This window comes from Chryseobacterium artocarpi, from assembly GCF_001684975.1.
In the GTDB taxonomy this organism is placed as follows: Bacteria; Bacteroidota; Bacteroidia; order Flavobacteriales; family Weeksellaceae; genus Chryseobacterium; species Chryseobacterium artocarpi.
In genome coordinates, this window is the sequence record NZ_MAYH01000001.1 from 260093 (window position 1) to 283192 (window position 23100).

18 protein-coding genes are annotated in these 23100 nt (G+C 36.0%); 11 read left to right on the forward strand and 7 right to left on the reverse strand.

The features are described 5' to 3' along the window. The first annotated feature begins 18 nt into the window (after positions 1 to 18). The 5 genes from BBI01_RS01090 to BBI01_RS01110 all read left to right on the forward strand — a co-directional run bounded on the left by BBI01_RS01090 (position 19) and on the right by BBI01_RS01110 (position 3622). Complete coding sequence (locus BBI01_RS01090) at positions 19 to 789, forward strand: SDR family NAD(P)-dependent oxidoreductase (RefSeq protein WP_065392842.1); 771 nt, start codon at positions 19 to 21, stop codon at positions 787 to 789. 193 nt (positions 790 to 982) lie between these two features. After that, positions 983 to 1618 (forward strand): NAD(P)H-binding protein, encoded by a 636-nt coding sequence (locus BBI01_RS01095; RefSeq protein ID WP_065392843.1) that lies wholly within the window; start codon positions 983 to 985, stop codon positions 1616 to 1618. Positions 1619 to 1637: 19 nt separating this feature from the next. Next, the gene (locus BBI01_RS01100) at positions 1638 to 2282 is read left to right on the forward strand and encodes an NAD(P)H-binding protein (protein ID WP_065392844.1); all 645 of its coding nucleotides are present in this window, start codon (positions 1638 to 1640) and stop codon (positions 2280 to 2282) included. Positions 2283 to 2304: 22 nt separating this feature from the next. Then, a complete protein-coding gene (locus tag BBI01_RS01105; protein ID WP_065392845.1) occupies positions 2305 to 2925 on the forward strand; it encodes an NAD(P)H-dependent oxidoreductase in 621 nt (206 codons plus the stop codon). Between the two features lie 88 nt (positions 2926 to 3013). Beyond that, the gene (locus tag BBI01_RS01110) at positions 3014 to 3622 is read left to right on the forward strand and encodes a flavodoxin family protein (RefSeq protein WP_065393323.1); all 609 of its coding nucleotides are present in this window, start codon (positions 3014 to 3016) and stop codon (positions 3620 to 3622) included. Between the two features lie 243 nt (positions 3623 to 3865). Here the strand turns inward: BBI01_RS01110 and BBI01_RS01115 are convergent, their stop codons facing one another. Both BBI01_RS01115 and BBI01_RS22290 read right to left on the reverse strand, forming a co-directional pair. Beyond that, a complete protein-coding gene (locus BBI01_RS01115; protein WP_065392846.1) occupies positions 3866 to 4987 on the reverse strand; it encodes a site-specific integrase in 1122 nt (373 codons plus the stop codon). A gap of 127 nt (positions 4988 to 5114) precedes the next feature. Then, a complete protein-coding gene (locus BBI01_RS22290; RefSeq protein WP_083189980.1) occupies positions 5115 to 5465 on the reverse strand; it encodes a helix-turn-helix domain-containing protein in 351 nt (116 codons plus the stop codon). A 500-nt stretch (positions 5466 to 5965) separates the two neighbouring features. Here BBI01_RS22290 and BBI01_RS01120 point away from each other — a divergent pair, with 500 nt between their 5' ends. The 4 genes from BBI01_RS01120 to BBI01_RS01135 all read left to right on the forward strand — a co-directional run bounded on the left by BBI01_RS01120 (position 5966) and on the right by BBI01_RS01135 (position 9196). Beyond that, positions 5966 to 6190: a TraQ conjugal transfer family protein gene (locus BBI01_RS01120; protein ID WP_065392847.1), complete on the forward strand. Its 225-nt coding sequence runs from the start codon at positions 5966 to 5968 to the stop codon at positions 6188 to 6190. Between the two features lie 267 nt (positions 6191 to 6457). Next, the gene (locus BBI01_RS01125) at positions 6458 to 7213 is read left to right on the forward strand and encodes a helix-turn-helix transcriptional regulator (RefSeq protein WP_065392848.1); all 756 of its coding nucleotides are present in this window, start codon (positions 6458 to 6460) and stop codon (positions 7211 to 7213) included. Between the two features lie 139 nt (positions 7214 to 7352). Continuing rightward, on the forward strand, positions 7353 to 8927 hold the full coding sequence (locus BBI01_RS01130) for a DoxX family protein (protein WP_065392849.1): 1575 nt from the start codon (positions 7353 to 7355) through the stop codon (positions 8925 to 8927). A gap of 26 nt (positions 8928 to 8953) precedes the next feature. Beyond that, positions 8954 to 9196 (forward strand): DUF6520 family protein, encoded by a 243-nt coding sequence (locus BBI01_RS01135; RefSeq protein WP_123862040.1) that lies wholly within the window; start codon positions 8954 to 8956, stop codon positions 9194 to 9196. A 13-nt stretch (positions 9197 to 9209) separates the two neighbouring features. Here the strand turns inward: BBI01_RS01135 and BBI01_RS01140 are convergent, their stop codons facing one another. From BBI01_RS01140 to BBI01_RS01160, 5 genes are all read right to left on the reverse strand, one after another. Beyond that, a complete protein-coding gene (locus BBI01_RS01140) occupies positions 9210 to 11720 on the reverse strand; it encodes an alpha/beta hydrolase family protein (protein ID WP_065392851.1) in 2511 nt (836 codons plus the stop codon). Beyond that, positions 11720 to 13081 carry a RagB/SusD family nutrient uptake outer membrane protein gene (locus tag BBI01_RS01145; protein WP_065392852.1) on the reverse strand — a complete coding sequence of 454 codons (1362 nt, stop codon included), beginning with the start codon at positions 13079 to 13081 and terminating at the stop codon, positions 11720 to 11722. The genes BBI01_RS01140 and BBI01_RS01145 overlap by 1 nt, the downstream gene beginning before the upstream one ends. Positions 13082 to 13092: 11 nt before the next feature. Next, positions 13093 to 16170: a SusC/RagA family TonB-linked outer membrane protein gene (locus tag BBI01_RS01150; protein ID WP_065393324.1), complete on the reverse strand. Its 3078-nt coding sequence runs from the start codon at positions 16168 to 16170 to the stop codon at positions 13093 to 13095. A 158-nt stretch (positions 16171 to 16328) separates the two neighbouring features. Further along, positions 16329 to 17153, reverse strand: a complete 825-nt coding sequence (locus BBI01_RS01155; protein ID WP_065392853.1) for a FecR family protein — start codon at positions 17151 to 17153, stop codon at positions 16329 to 16331. A 92-nt stretch (positions 17154 to 17245) separates the two neighbouring features. Then, positions 17246 to 17770, reverse strand: a complete 525-nt coding sequence (locus BBI01_RS01160) for an RNA polymerase sigma factor (RefSeq protein ID WP_065392854.1) — start codon at positions 17768 to 17770, stop codon at positions 17246 to 17248. 332 nt (positions 17771 to 18102) lie between these two features. On the opposite strand from BBI01_RS01160, the gene BBI01_RS01165 reads away from it, so the two are divergent. Then, on the forward strand, positions 18103 to 19653 hold the full coding sequence (locus tag BBI01_RS01165) for a T9SS type A sorting domain-containing protein (RefSeq protein ID WP_065392855.1): 1551 nt from the start codon (positions 18103 to 18105) through the stop codon (positions 19651 to 19653). 134 nt (positions 19654 to 19787) lie between these two features. Then, positions 19788 to 23099 carry a hypothetical protein gene (locus BBI01_RS01170; RefSeq protein WP_065392856.1) on the forward strand — a complete coding sequence of 1104 codons (3312 nt, stop codon included), beginning with the start codon at positions 19788 to 19790 and terminating at the stop codon, positions 23097 to 23099. The last annotated feature ends 1 nt before the right edge of the window (position 23100 follow it).

Below are 23100 nucleotides of genomic sequence, written 5' to 3' on the forward strand. Positions count from 1 at the left end.
TGTAAAAATGAAATAAAAATGAAATTATTACTGGAAAATAAAACAGCTGTCATTACAGGAGGAAGCAGCGGGATAGGTTTGGCAACCGCAAAACTATTCGCTCAGGAAGGAGCCAATTTGGTATTGACAAGTATCAACAAAGAAGAACTTGATAAAGTAGTGGGTGAGATAACAGGAGCAGGAGGGAAGGCAATCGGGTTGGTGGCTGATTCAGCAGATCCAAAAGCACCTAAAGAAGTTTTCACGAAGGCAATAGAAACCTTTGGGCAGGTAGATATATTGGTCAATAATGCAGGATATGGAGATATGTATTCCATTGAAGAAACCACCGATGAGCATTTCGAAATGGTGGCCCAGATCAATTACTTTGGGATTTTCAGATATTGCCGTGAAGCAGTGCAGCATTTTATGCCAAGAAATGAAGGGGTGATTGTTAATGTAACATCCGTTAACGGTTCACTTCCTGTTTGTGGAGTAGCTTATACTTCTACCAAAGGAGCCGTTAATATCATGACAAAAAATATAGCGATTCGTTTTTCAGGAACAGGAATCCGTTGTAATGCAGTGGCTCCCGGTCATACGGACACTCCTATGGCAAGAGCATGGGCGGCAGGAGATTTAGCAGGAGGAGATAAAATGTTGAGATATAACTCTCTGTACGTAAATACCGAAGTGCCACCAACACAGCCTGAAGATCAAGCCAACGCAATTTTATATCTGGTAAGTGATATGAGTAAAGCGGTAACCGGAAGGGTTCTTACGGTAGATAATGGAGCCTATATGTATTAAGTATTTTATTTTAAATATAATTTAAGTTGATGGTAAGAATCTCTTCACGCTGTGGAGGGGTTTTTACTTTTTATGAAGGAACAGATGCAAGGACTATAAGAAAGAAAACCGTAAAAAGTATCCTTAATTAGGTAATCTGTTTCCCATTGACGGTAGAGACATGGCGTAAATTTGTAGTATAAAATTGAAAACAATGGCAGCAAAAATTTTAGTGCTGGGTGCAAGTGGAGCAATTGCACAGCACGTTATAGAAGATCTTAAAGATGATAAGAATATTGCACTTACTCTGTTTGCAAGAAATATCAATGGTCTGCAGGAACAGGCTCCCAATGCTGTAATTATTAAAGGAGATGTATTGAACAAGGAAGATTTACAGGAAGCTGTAAAAGGGCAGGATATTGTTTATGCCAATCTTATAGGTCAGGTAGATAAAATGGCCGGTGAAATTGTAAAAACAATGGAAGCAGAAAAAGTTCAACGGTTAATCTTCATTACCTCTCTTGGAATCTATCATGAAATTCCCGGAAAATTCGGACAGTGGAATGACAGGATGATTGGCGCAGACCTGGTGCGTTACCGTCATGCGGCAGATATCATTGAAGGATCGGCATTAAATTATACGGTAATTCGTCCATCATGGCTTACCGATAAAAATGAAACAGATTTCGAGACTACCCAGAAGGGAGAACCATTTACCGGTACAGAAGTATCCCGTAAGGCAGTGGCAGCATATATTGTGAGCCTTCTGAAAAATCAGGAAAAAGATAATCATGCCAGCGTTGGAGTTCAAAAACCAGGATCACAAGGCGATAAACCATCTTTCTATTAAAATTAAAATATCAATAAAAATGAAAAAGAAAATTATAATCATTGGTGCTAACGGAAGAATTTCCAGGCATTTAATCGACTTCCTAAAAGAGAATGAAACATACCAACTGACTTTGTTTTCAAGACACACAAAAGAAGTGGCAGAACAAGCGCCTGACGCAAATATCATTCAGGGAGATGCATTGGATAGTGAACAACTAGATAGAGCTATTAAAGGTCAGGACATTGTATTTGTCAATGTTGATGGGCCTATGAATAAGTTTGCGGATCTGATCGTAACATCAATGAACAAGAATAATGTAAAACGATTAATCTTCACAACGTCCCTTGGAATCTACAAAGAAATTCCTGGTAAGTTCGGAGAATGGAATGAGGCAATCATTGGTCAGGATCTCGTTCGCTATAGAGAAGCGGCTGATATCATTGAAGCTTCAGACCTCGACTACACGGTTGTACGCCCAAGCTGGTTAACGGATAATGATGAGATGGATTTTGAAACAACGCAGAAAGGAGAATCATTTATCGGAACAGAAGTTTCCAGAAAAGCGGTTGCCGCTTACATCAGAGATATTATTGAGTCAGGAAAAGATGTAAAAGCAAGTGTGGGCGTGAATAAACCGGGAGTGTATGATGATAAACCATCTTTTATTGATTTCAATATTTAACATGTAAGAAAAAAAAGAAAAAATGAACAATCAAAAAACAGTGCTTTTAGTCAATACCCATCTAACTTACCCTAACTGGTCTGAAGGAGGACTGAATAGAGCATTTCAGGATAAAGCAAAAGAATTTTTTATTTCCAATGGCTACCAGGTACTAGAAACATACATTGAAAATGGCTATGATCCCACTGAAGAAGTTGAAAAACATCTTGCCGCTGAGATCGTTATTCTACAAACCCCTGTCAATTGGTTTGGGGCGCCATGGATCTATAAGAAATATGTAGATGAAGTATTCAATGCAGGTTTATTTTCAAAGAAATTTCAGGAAGCAGACGGCAGAAGCGAAGAAGATCCAGGCAAACAATATGGTACAGGAGGAAAGATGTATGGCAAAAAATTTATGGTGTCTGCAACATGGAATGCTCCGAGGGAAGCATTTGGTAATCCGGATCAGGTTTTAATGCAGGGAAAGACGACTGCTGATTTATTCTTAAACCTAACCAGTTCCTACCGTTTTGTAGGCTACGAAATTATGCCGGATTATGGAACATTTGATATTTTCAGAGATCAGAAAATAGAATCCGATCTGGAAAACTATCCGGAATATCTGGAAGAAACATTTCAGATTGCTGAGGTAATTGTATAAGTGTTTTTTTGAAAGGCCTGTGGTATTTTGCAGGTCTTTTTTCAGTAATAAAGGAAAGTAATGGATGAAAAAACAAAATCTTAAAAAAATGTTTTGGATAGCTTTAGGAGCCATCATCACAGGTGTTTTTATATTTTCCATAACCATTGTGAGCATTGACAGCTACCAATATCACCGAAATAAAAATATCATTAAGTCGCTGAGCCAAAATGGAGATCATCATAAGAATCTGGTTGTCTTCTTTTCACGTTCAGGAAACACAGAATTAATGGCCCGAAAGATTGCTGAAATAAAGCATGCAGCAGTAATACCTATCCAATCAGACAGAGATCATATCGGATTCACCGGATGGATTGAAGCATTACAGGACGCAAGAAATACAGCTTCTGAGATTACTCCCGGCAAAATTGATCTATCGAAGTATGACACCATCTATATCGGTTCTCCAATCTGGCTGTACAGCCCAGCTCCTCAAATCTTTGAATTTGCCCGTAACAACAACTTTACAGGAAAGAAAGTCATTCTCTTCAACTCCATGAACAGTAAGTTTGAACAGAATTATATTGATGATTTTAAAGCAATTATTGAAAAGAACGGCGGCACCTTTGTACAACATCTCTACATCATCCGTGGCAGAATGACCCAGCAGATGAATACGGAAGAGTTTTTGAAGAGAACAACGGAGATGGTGCAATAGATATGTTGGAGCTAAGTTGTAGCTGAAAATGAATTAAGATAAGGATATACCTAAATGCAACAGAACTTTTTAAAACAGATTTTTAATAGGACTATTATTAAATGTAGTGCAATTATTAAGATTTAAGAGAGCTGGTGCATTTAAGTATATGTAATAGCAACTTGCTGATATTTATTGTATTAAAAATGATAATAAATGAAATAATTAAAAATTAATCTTATCGAGGGATCTGCTTATTTTAGTTTAATAAGTTTTTGCATTCAAATCTAATTTAATTTTTTCTGAAGCCTTTTTGGTCAATTCATCTACAATTCTTACATAAACTTCAGTAGTTTTAACATCCTTATGGCCTAATAATTTTGATACCGTGTAGATATCTGTGCCGGATGTCAACTGTAATGTAGCGAATGTATGGCGAAAACCATGGAATGTAAAATGTTTCTTGATTCCCGCATTTTTAAGCCACTCTGGAAGATATTTTATTACAAGATCGTATTTCAGGCCTTCGAAAATTTTTACTTCATCTCCTCCACGAGATCCTAATAGTGAAAGGGTGTCATTAGACACTGGATAATATTCTGCCTTTCCGGTTTTATTCTGCTTATACAATATATAATAATTCCCGGATGTTCCCTGTATATTTCCCCATTTTAGATTTTCAATATCACAAAAACGAAGTCCGGTTAATGCTGAAAATATGCCTGCTTTCTTTACAATAGAGGATTTACATTCAGAATCAGCCATTTTTTGTAATTCATCTTTAAAAAGATAAGGTCTATGGGTATCATCTATTTTAATGTTATAAATAGAATTTCCCAGATCTGCTGAAATATATTTGTTTCTGTAGGCTTTTTTAAGAACGGATTTAAATCTTGAAAAATAAGTGGCAGCGGTATTTTTTTTAATTGTTCTTTTTGATCGTCCAAGAGAAGGGGAAGACAACAGATAATTCTTGTACGCCTCGCAAAGTGTTTCATTAAGGTGTTTGAATAGAAATGTTTTACCCACAAACTTTTTAAAATAAGCAACTGCCATACTCCAATGCACTGATCCAGGTCTTTTATTGGCTTCTGTTTGAAAAAAATCTATGAAATCAGAGTTAAATTTGGTTTTGTTTAAAAATCCATAGTCAGCATTATGCACATCAATTTGACGTTGGGCACGCATATGCTCTGCTAAAGAAACCGTTTCTTTATTATGATGTCTTTCAACCTCAGATCTTGGCCTGTTGTAAGTAAACATTTTAAGATAAAGTTTTCTCAGCAGCTTTCCGGTTGTTTCACTTTGTATAGGTGGATAAATTTCTAAATACAAACTTTTTCGTCCTTTACCTATCGGTTTATGACGTAAGGTTACTTTGGTCATGATTTCTGTATTAAGGGATAGAATACAATTGAATGTTGTCAAATTGACCCGCAACAAAAGTTATTGAGGTCTTCTAAAATATTATGAAATCAATCTTTTATGTAGTATAGATGTGTTTTGATTGATTCTAATAGAGTAGTGATAGATCTAGTACATTGATTCTCGTTTTTCTTACAGATAGGTTGATGGCTTTTAAGCGGCCGTTATTAATTAAGAAATAAACCATTTTTGTGCTGCATTTCAATATTGTGGAAGTTTCTTTTACGGTAAGGTATACCGGACTGTTCACAGGATGATATTGCCGCTCTTCAGTATGATGGATTTGATACTTGGCATAGCTTATTTTTGTATTTCTTTGTTCAAGTTTATAGGCTTTTCGATTACAGCTATGGCAACAGTATCTGGTAACTGTTGTTTTGGCAATAAATTTTGTACCGCAATATTGGCAGACTCTTTCAATTCTGATATTCGAGCTCATAATCAGATTTTTTAAGTCCAAAAAAATACTTATTCAGGCCATAGGCTTCAATAATGGCATTGGGGATGTCATTATACTCCTTTATTCAGGGCAATGCAATTAAATGGATACAAAATTGAGCCCAAAGAAGAGGTTAATCTGTGAAAAATATTCTAAAATTTGGTTTTTAGTTAATCCAGATGAAATTGGAAATTTTTAAGTTGAATATAATTTTTAAAAATAGTCAAGCGATGGAGTTTAAAAACATAATTTCTCCAAATTAAGGGTATATAGAATCCAATAGTCGTCTTTAAGAATTACTTAATACCATTTGGTGTAAGTTAGACAATGAAATTCTATAACAATTCTATTTTTCCTATGCTCAAATTTTGTGATTTTATGCTAAAGGGGCAATAAAAGGGGCAAAAATTTGAGCTTAGGAAATTGTGAAATTACATAAGTTGCATTAAATCAGGATATTATATAATTTGCGCTAAAATATGTAATTTATTGATAATCAATTGGTTGAAAATTTTATTTCCCTAGGTGGCAAACAATTCTTACCCAATGATTTTTATCCTATTCCTGACAAAGATTTTAGGTTATATTATACTTCGGAATCAACTGTGTCGCAAAGTATTGATATATGGATAGTTGATACTTTCGGAAATGAGAAGCAGATTTCCTTGCAATTTAATAGTAGGAAGTTTGGGCCAATTCGTGATGTTTTTGAGATAACTGATTAATTGCTATTTTTTCAATAAGAAATAACCTACACTACTGTAATGAAAATATGCCCTGGGCAGTCTTCGGACTGCCCGTTTTTTTTGTTACAATTAATTTTAGATTTTATGCTTTATAAAGCCTTTCGCTTTCTTTATATTAATAATATTTCTTTATAAAGTGAAAAAATATTAATTTAGATAATAGACCAATATATGATCCTCCGGATAATTGTATAAGTGCACTAACTATAACTGTTCGGTCTGATTTTTTAATTTTATGTATCAATAATGAATTTGTATGTTATTTCATATCTGGATGCTTTGGTTGGGAGTAATATTGCGCTTTTTTGTAAGATGAATTTTGTGAGATCTGCTGTTTATCTATCTGAACTAAACCAACTATCTGTCCAGTTGAAAAGTGTCGCTGATTTTTATTTCAGATTTCTACAACAGATAAACTTTCTTTCTATTGGGGTTTTTGTGGTGGATTATGTCTTTAATACTGATTCAGCAGATGTTAATGATTCAGATATGCGAGTTATAAAAGCACTAAACTTCGTAAATGAGCAATATCCGATCGGCAATGATGTAACTCCTATCCACTTGCGATACGCAGATAATGACGAAATGCATCTGATAGCAGGAGTTGTTAAGATGGAAAATAAAAAAATAGTTTTTATGCATCTGGTTGATCTTCACATACCAAAGAATTCCATAAAGACTATGTCTAAAGACATCTCTTATGTAAAAGAAATTTTGGAATCCTATGATCCTGATAATAAACAATCTCTTCGCGATTTGGTAGCAAGGAAAGGGTTTTCTTATAATCAGTTTCAAAAAGACTGTAAAGTATATTTTGGAGATACATTTTATAGTTTTTTGTTAAAGAGGAAAATTATGGATGCAGTGGTGGATATTATCTTTACACGGATGAGTTTTAAAGAGATCGCTTTTAAAAATAAGTTTATTGACTATCCCAATATGTATAAGACCTTTTTAAAATACGGGGTTACTCTTCCAATGATACCTCGTATTGCCTATTAATAGTTAGTAATATTACTAATTGAAATATATTTATTACTAATTGAAATAAAAATAGTACTATTTGAAATAATAATGTTACCATTAGAAATATTTAATATTCCTATTCTTGCGAAATTTGTCATAATCAATACCAGTGATTATGAAGGCTGTACAATTTTTGAAGAAACATTTTATAAAAATAACAAGTATTTTGCTGGCATTGTTATTTATTTACGCTGCTGCAAGTAAAATGCTTGATTTTGAGAATTTTCAGGTTCAGTTAGCACAGTCACCATTATTGAGTGCTTATGCAGGTGTAATCTCCTATACAACTTTAATCGTTGAATTTGCTGTTGCTATTCTTCTTTTATTACCTCAATGGAATAGATGGGGACTTTTAGCCTCTATTGGGTTGATGTCGGCTTTTACATTGTACATTTACCTTATATTGAATTTCAGTGACTTTGTACCTTGCTCTTGCGGTGGTATTCTCGAGAAATTGGGATGGACAGAGCATTTGATTTTTAATATCGCATTTTTAGTATTAGCGGTCATAGCTTTATATGTACTTGCCAAGGGAAAGGGAGCTGCCATTTTAAGAGAATTTGGGCTTGCGGGGGCAATTATAGTTCTGAGCTGTGTTGCGGTGATCGGGCTCTTCCAAAGTTCTGAGCATATTATTAAAAAAGAAAACAATTTTACCAGACGTTTCCTTCAGCATCCGGTTATGCAGGATGAAAAATTAGATTTAGGGGTGAATTCCTATTATTTTGCTGGTATGGCAAATGGATCTATTTACCTTGGAAATTTAACGGCACCATTATTAATTACAAAAGTCGATACGGGGCTTCTGAAACTCTCCCAAACGAAAATCGCACTTGATAACACAGATCATCCATTCAGGAATGTTTTGCTACAGGTTAAATTTCCAAACTATTATCTATATGATGGAACTGTCCCAATTATTTTCCGTGGAAAACTTGGAGACTCAACAGCACATACACTTAGTTATCGAGACGTCTTTTTTAATCAGCTTGTGGTATTGGATTCTATGAAATTCGCATTGAGGACGCAACGCGGGTCCGATAATCAATACACTATGGCTTTATTGGATCTTAATAGGAAACCAAAAGTAGAGCTAAAGGATGATATTCTTGAAAAACAGATTGATGGTGTTTTTGATGTTGATGGACAGATGATTTCCGATCTTGAAAAAGATAAGATCATATATACTTATTTCTATCGCAATCAGTATCTGGTGATGGATAATGACATGAATATATTGCACAGACTTAATACAATCGATACAACCACCATTGCCCAAATATCAGTGACTAAGTTATCTGATGGAAAAACAAAGATGAATGCACCTCCATATAGTGTAAACAAATCTGCAGCCTTAAATGACAATCTTATTTTTAACCGTTCAAATCTGAAAGGAAAACATGAACCAGCGGGCTCATGGAGAAATTCATCAATTATAGATGTTTATCGGGCGGATGGCCAACAATATATTGGTAGTTTTTATATACGCAATCGAAATAATAAAGGGATGTCTTCCATGATTTCTGATGGACATCACCTTTATGTTCTGATAGATAATGAACTGCAACGTTATAAGATAAGGAACGGTGCTTTTGAAAATGACACACAGCGGAACAAGTTGTTAAGTGGGCAGCTTGTCAATAATGGAGAACCAAAAAGGGAATTAGCCGAAAACCCTGTAACAGAGTAGGTAATAACCTCTTAAATTATGATGCCATGAGAAAATTACTTTTACCCGGTCTTATTGTAGTAATGGGACTTGGTGGTGCTTATGCCAGCAGTAAGTTAGCTTCCAAAGCGATGCCGACTTATCGTATTGAAGGAAGCCAATGTGTTCAGGTACAACAGGAGTGTGATGAACAACCAGGAGAACTTTGTACATTTGAAGGTAGCCAGCTGTATAAATTCAAGCTGAATGAAACTACCTGTTCGGAGCAACTTCACAGAAGTATCAATTAATGAAGAAGGATGCCTAGTCGGCATCCTTTTTCATTTGTTTATCTATCCAGACAATATCATCTTTGTCCAGCAGAAAGTAGTCGAACCAGTCAAGCACTTTTTTACTCAGGTCAATCTGTTCTGGTGTACCATCTGAAAATGAATGATCTCCATTTTGATAAAATAAGGCAACTACATCTTTTTTATAACGTCTGAGTCCTATATAAAATTCCATCGTCTGTGTATAAGGAACATTTCCATCCTTTTTACCTGCCCATAGTAGTATCGGTGCATTTATTTTTTCAACACTGAGAATGGGGTTGTTTTTCAGATATCTCTCCTTATCATCTGCTGGGGCCGTTCCCATCTGATAATATGTGTTAGATGCGAAATACAGCGGTTTATTCCAGTTAATACTATAGGAATAGTAATTATTTATAAGATCACTGATCCCTGCTCCGGATAAATAAGCAGCAAAACGGTCTGAATGGGTGGCGATAAAATTGGTTTTATAACCGCCGTAGGACTGTCCACATAGGCCAATTTTTTTTCGGTCAATAAAAGGATTGTTCAGCACTACGTCCAGCGCGTTGTGAACACATTCCAATGCGGAAAGTCCCGGACCTTTCTCGCCCACTGTTGTGTCGGGAAGAAAAACAAAATATCCCCGTTCCAGTAAAGTCCTGATCTGGATGCCTTCCGGAAATATCTTGTTGGGCGAAAGATAAGAGTTTGAAAGGTGTCTCTGCATGTCATAAATGCGAACTATCATGGGATATATCTTTTTTGGATCAAAGCCAATAGGATATAACAGAATGCCACTGAGGTTCTTTCCTGCGGCATGATACCTGTAGATCTCCTGTTTTAATTTTTTTGCTCCGCTGTCTTTGATATTGCCATCAAAAAGTAAAGACCTTTGATTTTTTTTATCATACGAAAACAGTGTCGGTGGAAGGTTGAAATTCGCTTCAAGTGTATAAAATGATGTCATTTCAGGATTATAAATCAGCTTATCGACTCTATTTTTTGTAGCCGGAATGGCCTCGTACCCTTTCCCGGATTGAAAGAGCTGAAAGGAGATAACATTTTCATCCTTATCATATATTTCAGTCAGAACTTTTTCTGTAGGTAAAAAAGAAGTTGCTATATAATCGTCAGTTTTAAGTATATAATTCTTGATTTTAGTCATTTTTCCTATTCCTATGTCAAGAGCTGTTAGTTTCTTCAGTTTAATATCAAAGTCCCAGAGACCATTGCTACTTTCAAAATAGATATGGTCTGACTTCGCTGAAAATACGGGTTGTTCCAATCCCACTTTTTCTATAATCATCACTTTGCTTCCATCGGAATGATATAGGGTCCATTTTATTCCATCGTGACTTGCTACAAACCATTTTCCGTCAGAAGAGGTGTAGAGGGAGTGGTTTAGCAGTAGAGGCCATTCTTTGCCGATGCGCTTGGTGAGTTTAATGTCCCCAATATCAGTATATGAATTTGATTTCAGATCGTAAATCTGGGCCGCATTGAGTTCGGGTTCACTTGTAAGGAAGTTGTGGCCTCTTCGTGGAAAGTAGGTCAGGAAATAGCGGTCATTGTTGATCGACCCGACTTCAATGTTTTTGGGTACTGGAATAACCTGTAATTTATTGCTTTTAGGATGCCATATCCAAAAATTCCGTTTAGAAAACATCTTAAAATGTTGGTTTACATAGGGGTCATTTCCATACCATACATCCACAAGGGGTTCTTCTTTTGTCTCAACATTAACGCGTGCACTGATAAGGTACGAAGTGCCATCCTGTATTGAGGAAAAGTTAACCATAGCATTTTTTGGAATGTTAAGCTCCAATGTTTTTTTGGGGTAATTTCCAGTTTCGAAAACAACTAATCTGTCCTTATCAGTATCCTCCGTTACCTCTATAATTAGCAGTTGTTTTCCGGAATCCGAAAGCCACATTTTCCTGATCTTATTTATCGTTTTGTAGAGTACCTCTTTTTGGGAAACTGTGGTTTCTACAACTTCAGATTTTCCGTTATATAGTTTGCTTAAATATATTGTGTTTTTAGAATCGGTAGCAGTTAGATTATCAACATTGGCTATTTCGTAAAGCTGTCTTCCAAAAGTATCATAGACCTTAAGATGATGGTCGTTAAATAACAATCCATAGCTGTTTTGCTGTTCAAGTGTATAAATGCCAATTACATTGTCAAAGTTGAAGGTCTTTCCTGTAAGAAGATTCAGAAATATTACTTTTTGTCCGTGCTTTCCCAGTACACCTTCTTCATTTAGAAATGTAAGCTCCGAATTCTTTATTCTATATACCGTTTGTCCATGGTTTTTTGTATTAACCACAAAAATACTGTCACCATGCTGTTTGCTCACTTTTCTAATACCGAGCCAGTTGGCATTCTTGGATCGATATACAACATCTGACAGATTATCAAATTTTGCCCGCCAATGATCTACGGTATCTACATGCTGCTGAGCGGATGTCAAAAGGATTCCTGTCAGTAGCAATATTAATTTTAATGCATTTATCATCATTAGTAGCCTGTATTTTGAGGTTTAAGATTTGCATTGAGGAGAATTTCCTTTTGAGGAACAGGCCAGAAATCGTGAAAGTTTTTCCAGTTAGGCTTCACTGAGAGTAACGTATTTAGCTTTCCGTTTCTTTTTAAGTCAATAAAACGGTGTCCGGCTTCAGCAAAGAATTCACGTTTGTCTTCAAGCAGGATTTCATCCAACAAACTATCTTTATTAATAGGGTATACCAACGGAGTAAGTTGTGCTCTCTGTTTTATCGCATTCACATAGGGTAATGCTTCCGCAATCTTATTTTCGTGTGTGAGAACTTCTGCCAATAGCAGATAGACTTCTTCAAGCCTGAAGATTATCGCATATTCGTTTGTATTTGTGTTGTTCCTATTTTTATACTTTTCTAACCTATAGTAAGTTTTTCCGTTGAATGTTACGGGCGCTATCCAATTTTGCAGACGTAGGTCGTTTGGCTGAAATGAATTGATCAACGGTGCTGATATTGCATACGTGTTGGGAGCAGATGAAGTAAAGTAATATGCCGTAGCCTGTTGTAAAGATGCGTTATTATGTGGTTTTAGTTGCCACAGGACATGCTTTCCTGCTTTTTGAAAAACTTTATTTATATCGGTTTCCAGTTGGTATAATGGACTCTCTTTGATTTCTATTAAAATAGTCTCTGCTTTGTTCCAGTCCTGCCTTGCCATATATACTTTTGCTAAGAGTAATTTTGCGACCATTTTATTCGGGTAGATTCTTTCGACATCGCGATAGTCTGTCAGGATAAGTTCAGATACCTGGATCAGATCACGTTCAATATTTGAAAGAACCTGAGCGGATGGAGACTTATTGATCGTGTTGTTAACGTTATAATCAGTCGTTTCAGGATAGGGAATAGAGCCGTAAAGTTGGTTTAAATAAAAAAACATAATGCTTCTAATGAGTAATGCTTCGCCTCTTAGACGGTTTTTATCGGTATTCCCAATTGAGGTTGATGCTGTAACACCCTCCATAATAGAATTTGCTGTATAGATATGTTTATATGCTGCTGCCCAAACATTATAAACAATGCTGTTGGTGTCAGTTTGCTGGTTTAGAAAAATATCACGACTGTCTGATGCGACAGAAGTGTAGTCTTCAAGTTCATCAGTATAAGCACTTAAATAAGTCTCAAGATCTGCTCCTGCAATGGGAGAACGTTTGTAAACTTCTGCATATAATGCAGCTAATGCGGCATTGGCAGTCTGGACATCTTTAAATACCGTTTCCTTATCGATCTGGTTATTTGGAATATCCACTTCAATTAATTTTTCGCATCCTGCTGCGCAGAACATTGCGATAAAAAGAATGATATAATGTATTTTTTTCATGTTTTCAGAATTTAAAAGTTAAAGGTTGCGCCCAGTGAATATGTCCTCATAGGAGGTAGGAAGCCCTGTGACAGCGATTCTGGGTCAACTCCGAAAAATTTGGTTATTGTCAATAGATTCTGTCCCTGTAGATATATTTTTACGTCTTTAAAAGGAGTGTTTTGCAAAGGAAGCCTGTAGGTTAGCTGTACATTTTTTAATCTTATAAAAGATGCATCTGAAAAAGCTGCGGTACTGGATCTGAATAAATTATGACTGCTTGAATTTTTGGTACTGTAAGGCATATATACACCTGTCTGGTTTTGTTCTGACCAAACGTTCAGTACTTCTACAGGTTGGTTGCTCATAGTTCCCGGCATATTAATTATACCGTTATAGTTGCGACCATTTCTTTTTACGAACTGGATGAGCATGGATAAATCCCAGTTTTTATAGCGGAAACTATTGTTCCAGCCACCAAAGAACTTAAATTCTAGATCTTTGATTGCCTGTCTGTCATCTGTTGCTGTGATCTTCCCGTCGCCATTAAAATCAGTAAATTTATATAATCCAGTTTTTGGATCGATCCCCTCCAGTTGATAAAGTCTGATCACACTGGTAGGTTGTCCGATTATATATTGATTTGCATAGGATGATCCTGCCAGACCGGGAAATGACAGTAGTTTATTTCTTGGAAAACTGATGTTAAAACTCGATTCCCATTGAAAATTTTTCCCTATTACAGGTCTGCCGGATACTTCAAATTCAAGACCTGTATTTTCTATTTTGGCGTCTAAGTTGGCAATTACACTCGTAAATCCGGTCACTGCGGATAGTTGATAACCAACTAGCTGACTTGAAGATCGGTTACGATACCATGCTGCTGTTACGTTCAATCTGTTTTTGAAGAAGCCGAGTTCAATGGCTGTTTCCAGCTTTTTGGTAATTTCCCAACTGTAATCGGGATTATATAGTCGGGAGGGTAATAAAGCTGTGGTATTGTTATAGATTGATGAAGAGACAATGTAGTTATTGAGATACTGAAAATCGCCGATATTGTCATTACCGGTGGCACCATAACTTCCGCGCAATTTTCCGGAACTGAGCCATTTCTGATTTTTTAAAAACTCTTCTTTAGAAAATAGCCATGCCACACCCACTGCACCAAAGTTGGCGAAACGGTTATTTGGTCCGAACCGGCTGCTGCCATCCCTTCTTCCGGTAAGATTAAGTATATACTTACCATTAAACTGGTAATTAAGTCTTCCATAAAGGGCTGCATAACGGTACTCGATATCGGAGTCTTCGAGCGGTAAGATGGTTTTTGCGGCACCTAAATTGGTAATGAATTGATTACTTTCAAAACCAAACCCCAGTTTTTCGTCTGTATTCCGCACAATTGTTTGGAAGCTTCCACCAATAAGTGTTTCAAGATGATGGTTACACCAGACTTTTTGCCAGCTTATCTGGGGTTCTATAATTAAGGAAAAGATCTCTTGGTTCTTTTTTCTTGCCTGTGAATTTGCACTGGATAAGCCCGCGCCGATATTGGGATTATAAGTGGTATTTGGCGTTAAAGCCAGTTCATTAATAATCGTATAGTTTAAACCAGCATTCATTTTGATTTTTAGGTTTGGGATAATTTCATATTCTGTATTCAGGTTTGTCTGGAACAGCTTGGTGTCATTTTCATATGTGGCATTATATGAAGCAAGAGGATTTGTAAATGTATTACCCGCCCAATTTAAGCTGCCATCTTCATTATATAACTTTGGTGAAACAGGGGAAAGCATATAGGCATTTCTTGTCAGATCAGTCATGATCATGTTGTTTTTCTGCTGGGTGAACATATTGGAAAGACCCAGCTGAAATCGATTGTCACTGGAACGATGTGAGATATTGGAGTTCAACGTACTGTTACTATATTTAAATCCTTGCCCGAAAACGGTTGTTTGTTCATTGTGACCGAGACTTAGCATAAAGTTTGTTGTTTCACTTCCTCCGCTCGCTGAAAGTTGGGTACTTCTTAGTGTTGCTTTTTTTCCAAGCAGAGTCTTTAGCCAGTCCGTTTCATTATTGATGTCCCAGGTTCCATTAATGTCGTAGGCATCAATCGGATAATTTTTGATACCATCATTTTCGTATGCAGTACGGCGCATTTTGACATATTGCTCTTTATTCAGTAGTTTGAGATTAGAAATGGGTTCACTGATACTATAATTGGAAGTAAGATTAATACGGAGCTTTCCGGTCTTACCCTTTTTTGTTGTAATAAGAATAACTCCGTTAGCTCCCCTTGAACCATAAATGGCGGTGGCGTCGGCATCTTTTAATACTTCAATACTTTCAATATCATTTGGACTGATACTATTTAAAGGACTAATATTTCCATTAGGAATAACTGTAGACGAGATCAGGGAGTAAGAACTGGCAACTTCGGCCAAAGGGACACCGTCTACGACATATAGGGGAATATTGCCATTTGGGGCAGTAAATGTACCTGTACGCAAACTATTTTGTCCACGTATCTGTATATCAAATCCACCACCCGGCACGCCGGAGTTTTGTATAATATTTACTCCGGCCATACGTCCCTGCGCAGCAGAGAGTACATTTGTTATAGGCTGATTTTCGATGTCTTTTGCTGAGACCTTGGCTATACTTCCAGTTCTGTCTTTGTCCTTAACTTTGTAATATCCGGCATTGACGACAATTTCATCAATTTTATTGATGTCCTGTAGCGTATCTTTTCCAATTAAGGACGTTTTAAGAGGTGTAATTGTTGAAGAAATAGATTTAGATTTCTTCTGTCGGATTACAACACTGTTATTAAAGATCAGGACTTCAACAGGTATTTCTTTTAGTAGCTTGTTCAGACAGTCTATTACAGGTTCGTTTATACATTTTGTAGGTGGAACGGAATAATTTTTTAGTTCCTCTGAAGAATAGGCATATTCTTTAACGTGCAGTGACAGGAATCTCTTTATGGCGTAGTTTGCTGAGGTTTTTCCTGTTTCAAATGATACCTTCATGGTCGAAAGGTTCTGTTGGGCATTGATCCCATGACCGCTGAGTATAAAGAAAAGGGCGGCCGTGCAAAGATTTTTCATATTTTTGCATATTGTATTTAATAGTTGATAACTTCTGATTTTTTCGCTCATTGAATACATGACCGGCGGTTGCACCCGCTGGTCTTTTTTATATTCAAGATTTACTTAGGATTTATTAGGAATAGGGGAGTAATGCCCTACAATGGAGAGACCAGAGTCTAGTCTTCCAGTTGAAATGTACGATCATCAATTTTTTTTGTATTTAGGTTAAGTTGTATTGCAATCTGCTTTATAAAGTCTTCTGCTGAAGCTTTTTCTTTAACTGCAGTGATTCTGGAATATTCGTGATCTTTCGGTATTATGAGTTTTATCCCGTAGGTCCGTTCCAATATTGCAGCTATATCTTTTAGAGAAACGTCATTGAATGCGATTGTTGCCAGGGTAACTTTAGATGCTATCATTTTACTAGTGGAGACTACAGTGCCGACTTTTTCAGATCCCATATTGGCGAACGTTTCTTTTGGATTTAGGATGAAATAGTCTTTTGGTTTTCCAATTTTATTGATCTTTACTTTACCTTCAAATAGATCAACATTAAAATCCTGTCCTTTCTGAGTAATTTTGAATACTGTTCCCAATACTTTTGTTTCGTAGTTGGAGCTATGTACAATAAAGGGATGTTTTTTTGATTTCGAAACTCTAAAAATTGCATTACCATATAAATAAACATCACGTGTTTCAGACGGAAAGTTTCGTTCTACAGTTAATTTTGCACCCGGTAAAAGTGTAACCTGACTACTGTCCTTTAAGAATATTATTTTTTCGGTACTATTTGCATAATACGTTTGCGGCATGACATAGTTTCTATATGTAATTATACCTGCAATAATAAGTATTGCAGCAGTGGATAGGCAAGTGGTAAGTATGCGAACTTTGCTTTTTCTTTTATGTTGTTCCTGAATTCTGATCCGGGAAACAATCGTTGCCCACATTTCTTCGGACTCCTGATCCGTAAATGGTTCAATTTGATTTTTTTTCTCCATAATCTAAAGTCCTTTATTACAATTACCTGAGATTGAAGAAAATCCCTACCAAAAAAATGATATTTTAACTTTTTTTAACTTTATTAGTTTTTTTAAGAATTCTGTACATTTTTTTTTAGGAACAGCATTGCTTTTGAAATTTGCTTTTCAACAGCTTTAGTAGAAATATTGAGTTGAGAAGCAATCTGTTTTTGACTGATTCCTTCAAGTTTATTCATGGTAAAAATCTCTTTAGTTCGGTTCGGTAGCAATTCAATTAACTGTTTTACACTTTCTAATTGTTGCTCCTTTTCCTGCAATAACTGAATTTGAGTATCCGAATTATCTGTGGTATCATCAATATATTCCTGTGGTTTTAAGCGATTTTTTTGTTTTTGGAAAAAATTGGCAGTTTCCTGATTGCAGGTTTTGAAGATAATTTTTTCAGTATTGGAACCACCTAAGGAATTTCTGTATTGCCATAAGTGAACAAAAACATTCTGCATTATATCCCGAATATCATTTTTATCCTGAATTTTTACAGAAATATAGCTGAATACACGATGCCGATATGTATTGTAGATAATTTTATACATATCTTCCGCTGAACGACTTTTATTTCCAGAAAAGAATGGCATTGATTTGTTTTTGAGAGGAGATATTTACACAAAAGTAAGTATATTTTATTTAATCGATGATTTTCCCAAGAATCAAGGTGTCTTATTGTTATAAATCTAGCCAATAGTCTATTTTGTTGTCATTCTTTTTTGTTTTTAAATGGGAAAAACCCTAATCTAAATATGGGGATTTTACGGGGGGATAGATTCATTTTTAGCTTTAATTTTATGAACTGAAAACAATAACCAACATACTTTTAGTTTCTTATGAAAAATTCATATTAATAGTAGGACTGAATTTTCCAGTCTAAACTCAGATTCTTTTATACCTATAACATTTAAATATCGTGATAATGAAAAAAATTTATCTCGCGGCATTCATATTGACCATTTTGACCGAATTATCTGCACAAGATGTATTGTGGCAGAGGGATATCAAATCGCCCACACAAGATTTCCTTAGCCAAATTGTAACAACCGTAGATCAACAGTACTTAATAAGTGGGAGTGCGATTAAACTAAACAAGGAGAATAGCCCTTCTCTGAAGCAAAATCGAGGCTACGATTTTCATTGTATTAAACTCAATCAGCATGGTGAAGAAGTTTGGGACAAATATTTTGGAGGGCGTAACCATGATTATTTATCCGCTACTGTCGCAACGCAGGACGGAGGATTTTTATTGGGGGGAACATCATTTTCAGGAAAGGGATTTGATAAGAAAGATGATTCTAAGGGAGGTTCAGATATCTGGCTGGTTCGGATCAATGAAAATGGCGATGAATTATGGCAGAAAACACTTGGTGGAAAATCTGATGAAGTTGCTAAAGCCGTTATACAGTCCACTGATCAAGGTTTTTTTGTCGCCGGAAATTTACAAAACAGTAGAGATGGAGATGGTAAGGGTAATATTATTATTATCAGACTGGATCAAAATGGAAAGGAAGTTTCTAAGTTAATTTTTGGTGGACGAGGTAATGATGAAGTTGAAAAAATGCTTCCAACAAAAGACGGAGGTGCTTTGCTGGGAGTTTATTCGAGAAGTGGTAGGTCCAACTCTAAGTCGGGAGAGAACTATGGGGAGGGGGATTACTGGATTGTTAAGCTTGATAAGCTAGGACAAATTGAATGGGAAAAAAGTTACGGAGGGAAAGGGGATGACCACCTAAGAACATTGACATTAACTTCAACTGGTTATATTATTGGAGGTGAATCCAGATCTGACCGATCGGGAAATAAAACAGTTGGCATCGAAGAAGGTACGGATTTGTGGCTTATCTCTCTTGATCATCAGGGGAATGAGTTGTGGCAAAAGTCCTATAATTTTGGTAATCGTGATATCCTAAAAGGAATGAGTATTCTTCATTCGGCGGACGACAAAGATTCTAAAGGAATTTTGCTAGGCGGTTTTACCCAAGCAGAGGGCAGGAAAGAATCAAATGATGAGACTTTCTGGATTCTTTATCTGGATATTCAAGGTAACGAAAAATGGAGAAAGCACGTAGCTGGCGAATCTAAGAAGAAAGAAGAGCGGCTTGCCGACGTAAGATTAAACCGTGATGGTTCAATTTTATTGGCTGGAACAAGCACTGATAAAATAGGGAAAGAAAACTGGAAGATTGTGAAATTAGGTGATAAGCAGATCAATCAGCTAATTGAAAAACAAGATATAAAAGTCTATCCTAATCCTGTAACTGATTATTGCTATGTAGAAATTGGTTTTGATTTCAAGGAAGCGGATATTATAATTTATGATATGGGTGGGAGAGTTATTCAGAACCTAAAAACCAAAAATAGAGTAACCAAAATCAATACACAATCATTGATACAAGGGGCTTATATCGTGAATATAAAGACAGATACTAACAAAGCAGCAAGCGCTAAACTGATAAAACATAAACAATGAGAAAAGAATCAATAGCTATATATTTATTTTTCACGGTCTTTAATTCATTATCGGGCCAAGTTGGAAATGAATTCAATAAAAGCGTCGACAATATCAATAAATTGTTTCCAGCGGCGCCCACTGTTAATAATCTAATGAAATTTGAAGAAGTTCCAGTCAGTTATTATACTGGAATTCCCGATATAAGTATTCCTTTAATGCAGGTTGCTACCAATAGTGATGAGGTGAACCTTAATATAAGCCTTAAATATCATCCATTGAGTGCAAAACCAGATGATAGAGCATCTGAAGTTGGTCTGGGATGGAATTTACACGCAGGAGGAACGATAACCAGAACTGTGAGAGGGGGTGTTGCTGACGGAAAAATTGAAAGCACTTACATGTCTTCACCTCCGAAAGCTAAGTATGGAATTTACTGGCATGATACAAATACAACATATAAAATAGTTTCGGACCAGCTGAACAATTTTAATCCGGATGAATATGCATTTTATGTGGCAACAGGGAAATTTGATACAGAATATGACTTATATCAATACAATTTTATGGGATATGTGGGCAGATTTATTGTAAAAAAGAGATCTGACGGAACTTATTTTGTTGAAAAGCTGGATCGCAATAACCTGAAAATAACAGTAACACAAAATGCTACCGGAGAAGTACAAGCGACCACCATCACTGATGATAAGGGTATAAAATATCAATTTAGAGGCATGGAAACCTCCTCAAAGAATATAAATACTGTAAAGATTGGGTTATTGAATAATACCAGCGATATTCTAACCAACGCTAACAATGGTTTTTATTTTACTGCCTACCACCTAGAAGAAATCAAGGATCAAAATGATAAGTCTCTAGCTACTTTTACATATGAGCAAGCGTCCAATGTCGAGTATAAAGATCCGGAATCGAGAATTTCCAGATTGGCTGGAAATGTAAATTATTCATATCACCATGATGGTGCTCCCATTAATCCTGACCCACAGATGCCGGGAGCACTGGAAGTTCAGAATGTATATAATACAGCAAATACCAAGCTGCTTACTGGGATTAATATTACTGACAGGGGATCAGTAAAATTGATCTATGAAAAAGGTAGACTAGATTCCAATTATCAGAATTCCGCAGATCTCTATAAATTGAAATCAATACAACTACAGTCTCCCCATCCGCTTCAAGATCTTATAGTTGAAAAATATACATTTGATTATGGCTATTCAAGTTCTAAAATTTCTGCTGAACCGTATCCGGACGAAAACTTAAAAAAATTATTACTGTATAAAGTTACTAAAGAAAGTACGATTGGCGGACCTGAGACACATAGTATAGACTATTTTTCTAGCAGTGGAGTTTTCAAAAAGGATCCATGGGGCTATTATTCCGGTCTTATTACGCAAGACGTTATTAAATCTATTACATATCCAACAAAAGGTAAGGTTATGTTTGATTTTGGACAGAACGATTTCAGCCATAAGGCAGGATTTACACAACCTATGGAACCAATAACAGGTGAATGGGTAGATCTTGATTACGAACCAAATTTCAATGAGCTTCAAGCATTTGATCCTAATGTTAAAAGAGAATTTTTTACAATACATAGCTCTCAGCAGCAGGTTAAATTTCATTTAAAACTTATGAATCTTGTTTACTCAAACGGCAGGTTTGAGATTTATAAGAAAAATGCTGATAATAGCTATATTCCGGTTTTACTCAATTTTGGATTGGATTGGCAATCGTGCGAAAGTACCGGTAGTTTTCATTGTCAGGAACGTGGTCTTGGACCAGATGGAAAACCAATAACAGAAATATTCAGTGAACCTTTTGATTTGCAACCGGGAACCTATTTCGTGACTTTACGCGGAAACTATGGACCTACTGTTAAACCTATTTCTTATGAACTTTCAATAAAAATCAAAGAACACTATTTTAGTAATTTTCAGGTGAAAAGTGGAGGTGGGTTGAGAATCAATGCTATTAACTACTTTGACACACCAATAGCAACGGAACCCGCGAAAAGCTATGTGTACGAATATAATGATTTGGACAGCGCAGGCAAGAGCAGCGGTGCTTTGGTATTTCCGGAGCCAGTATTTAACTATGCTGAAAGTATAACTTATTTTTACCAGAAGGAATACTCTCCGGGGTTCGTCAACTATAGTTGTCAAACTGCGACAACCACTAACACTAATATTATCCCTAGCGAGAAAACACAAGGTGCAGATGTTGGCTATAAGTATGTGACAGTAAAACAGATTGCTAACGGGCCAAACAATACTATTATAGATAATGGAAGGACTGTTTATAAATTTAGGTCTCCTCAGGATTTTCCGAATCCTGATGTTATCTCTCTGACCATGCCGATCATGCCTATTAACAATCACGATTATTTAAGAGGTCAGCTACTTTTTGAAAAAAAATATGATAGGGAAGGAAATATTGTATCTGAAATCAGGAATGATTATAAAACATTGGCTTCCCAAAAATTGGAAGGAATTAAAATAAAGGATAATTATTTTAATAATATTTTCCCAAAGTTTTATAAGCATCAATATTATGAAGGTTTTGCGCACGATTTTCCCAATCTTTCCTTAGCTACCCCAATTAAGTATTATACCACTTATGGAATAGTTTTGCCGACTAAAAAAGAAGAAATTGAATATTCGCATGAGGGGGGCAATACCATTGCAAGTCAAAGTTCCACAGAGAGTGTTTACAATTCAAATGATTTACTGACTCAGGTGACCGAGATCCACGCGGATAAAACAGCAACCATTCTGAACTATCAATATGCAACCGAAACAAATAATTCTATACTCCTGAATGCCAATATGGTTGGAATACCTTTAAAGGTTGAACAGATTGAAAAAAGTAGCATCCTTCCTATAGGTAAAGTCGTGAGTAAAACAGAAACCGAATATTCAGATAATCCCGGAGGAATTTTTCCTGTCCAGCTATCTAGTTTAAATGTAGTCAGCGAGCAGATGGAGAAAATGATCAGCTACGATAAATACGATGAAAAGGGAAATCTTTTACAGTATACGATTAAGGATGGAACGCCTATAAGTATTATCTGGGGCTATAACAGATCATTTCCGATTGCTAAACTCCAAGGGATAAAGTTTGAGGACATAAACCAATCTATAATCGAAGATTTACAAAAAGCATCTGATAATGATCTAATAGAGGGAGCATGGAATAATGAAGATTATCTCATAGACTTACAAAATAACTTGAGAGCAGATAGTGCATTAGAAAACGTCCAAGTGACAACCTTTACTTATGATCCATTGGTCGGAGTTAGAAGTATTACGCAACCATCAGGTGTAAGAGTATATTATGAATATAATTCAGATCACAAGCTCCAATATATAAAACAGGAAGAAGAAACATCCCAAGGTAAAATTATGAGGGTAATTAACGAATACAATTATCATTTTAAAAACTAAT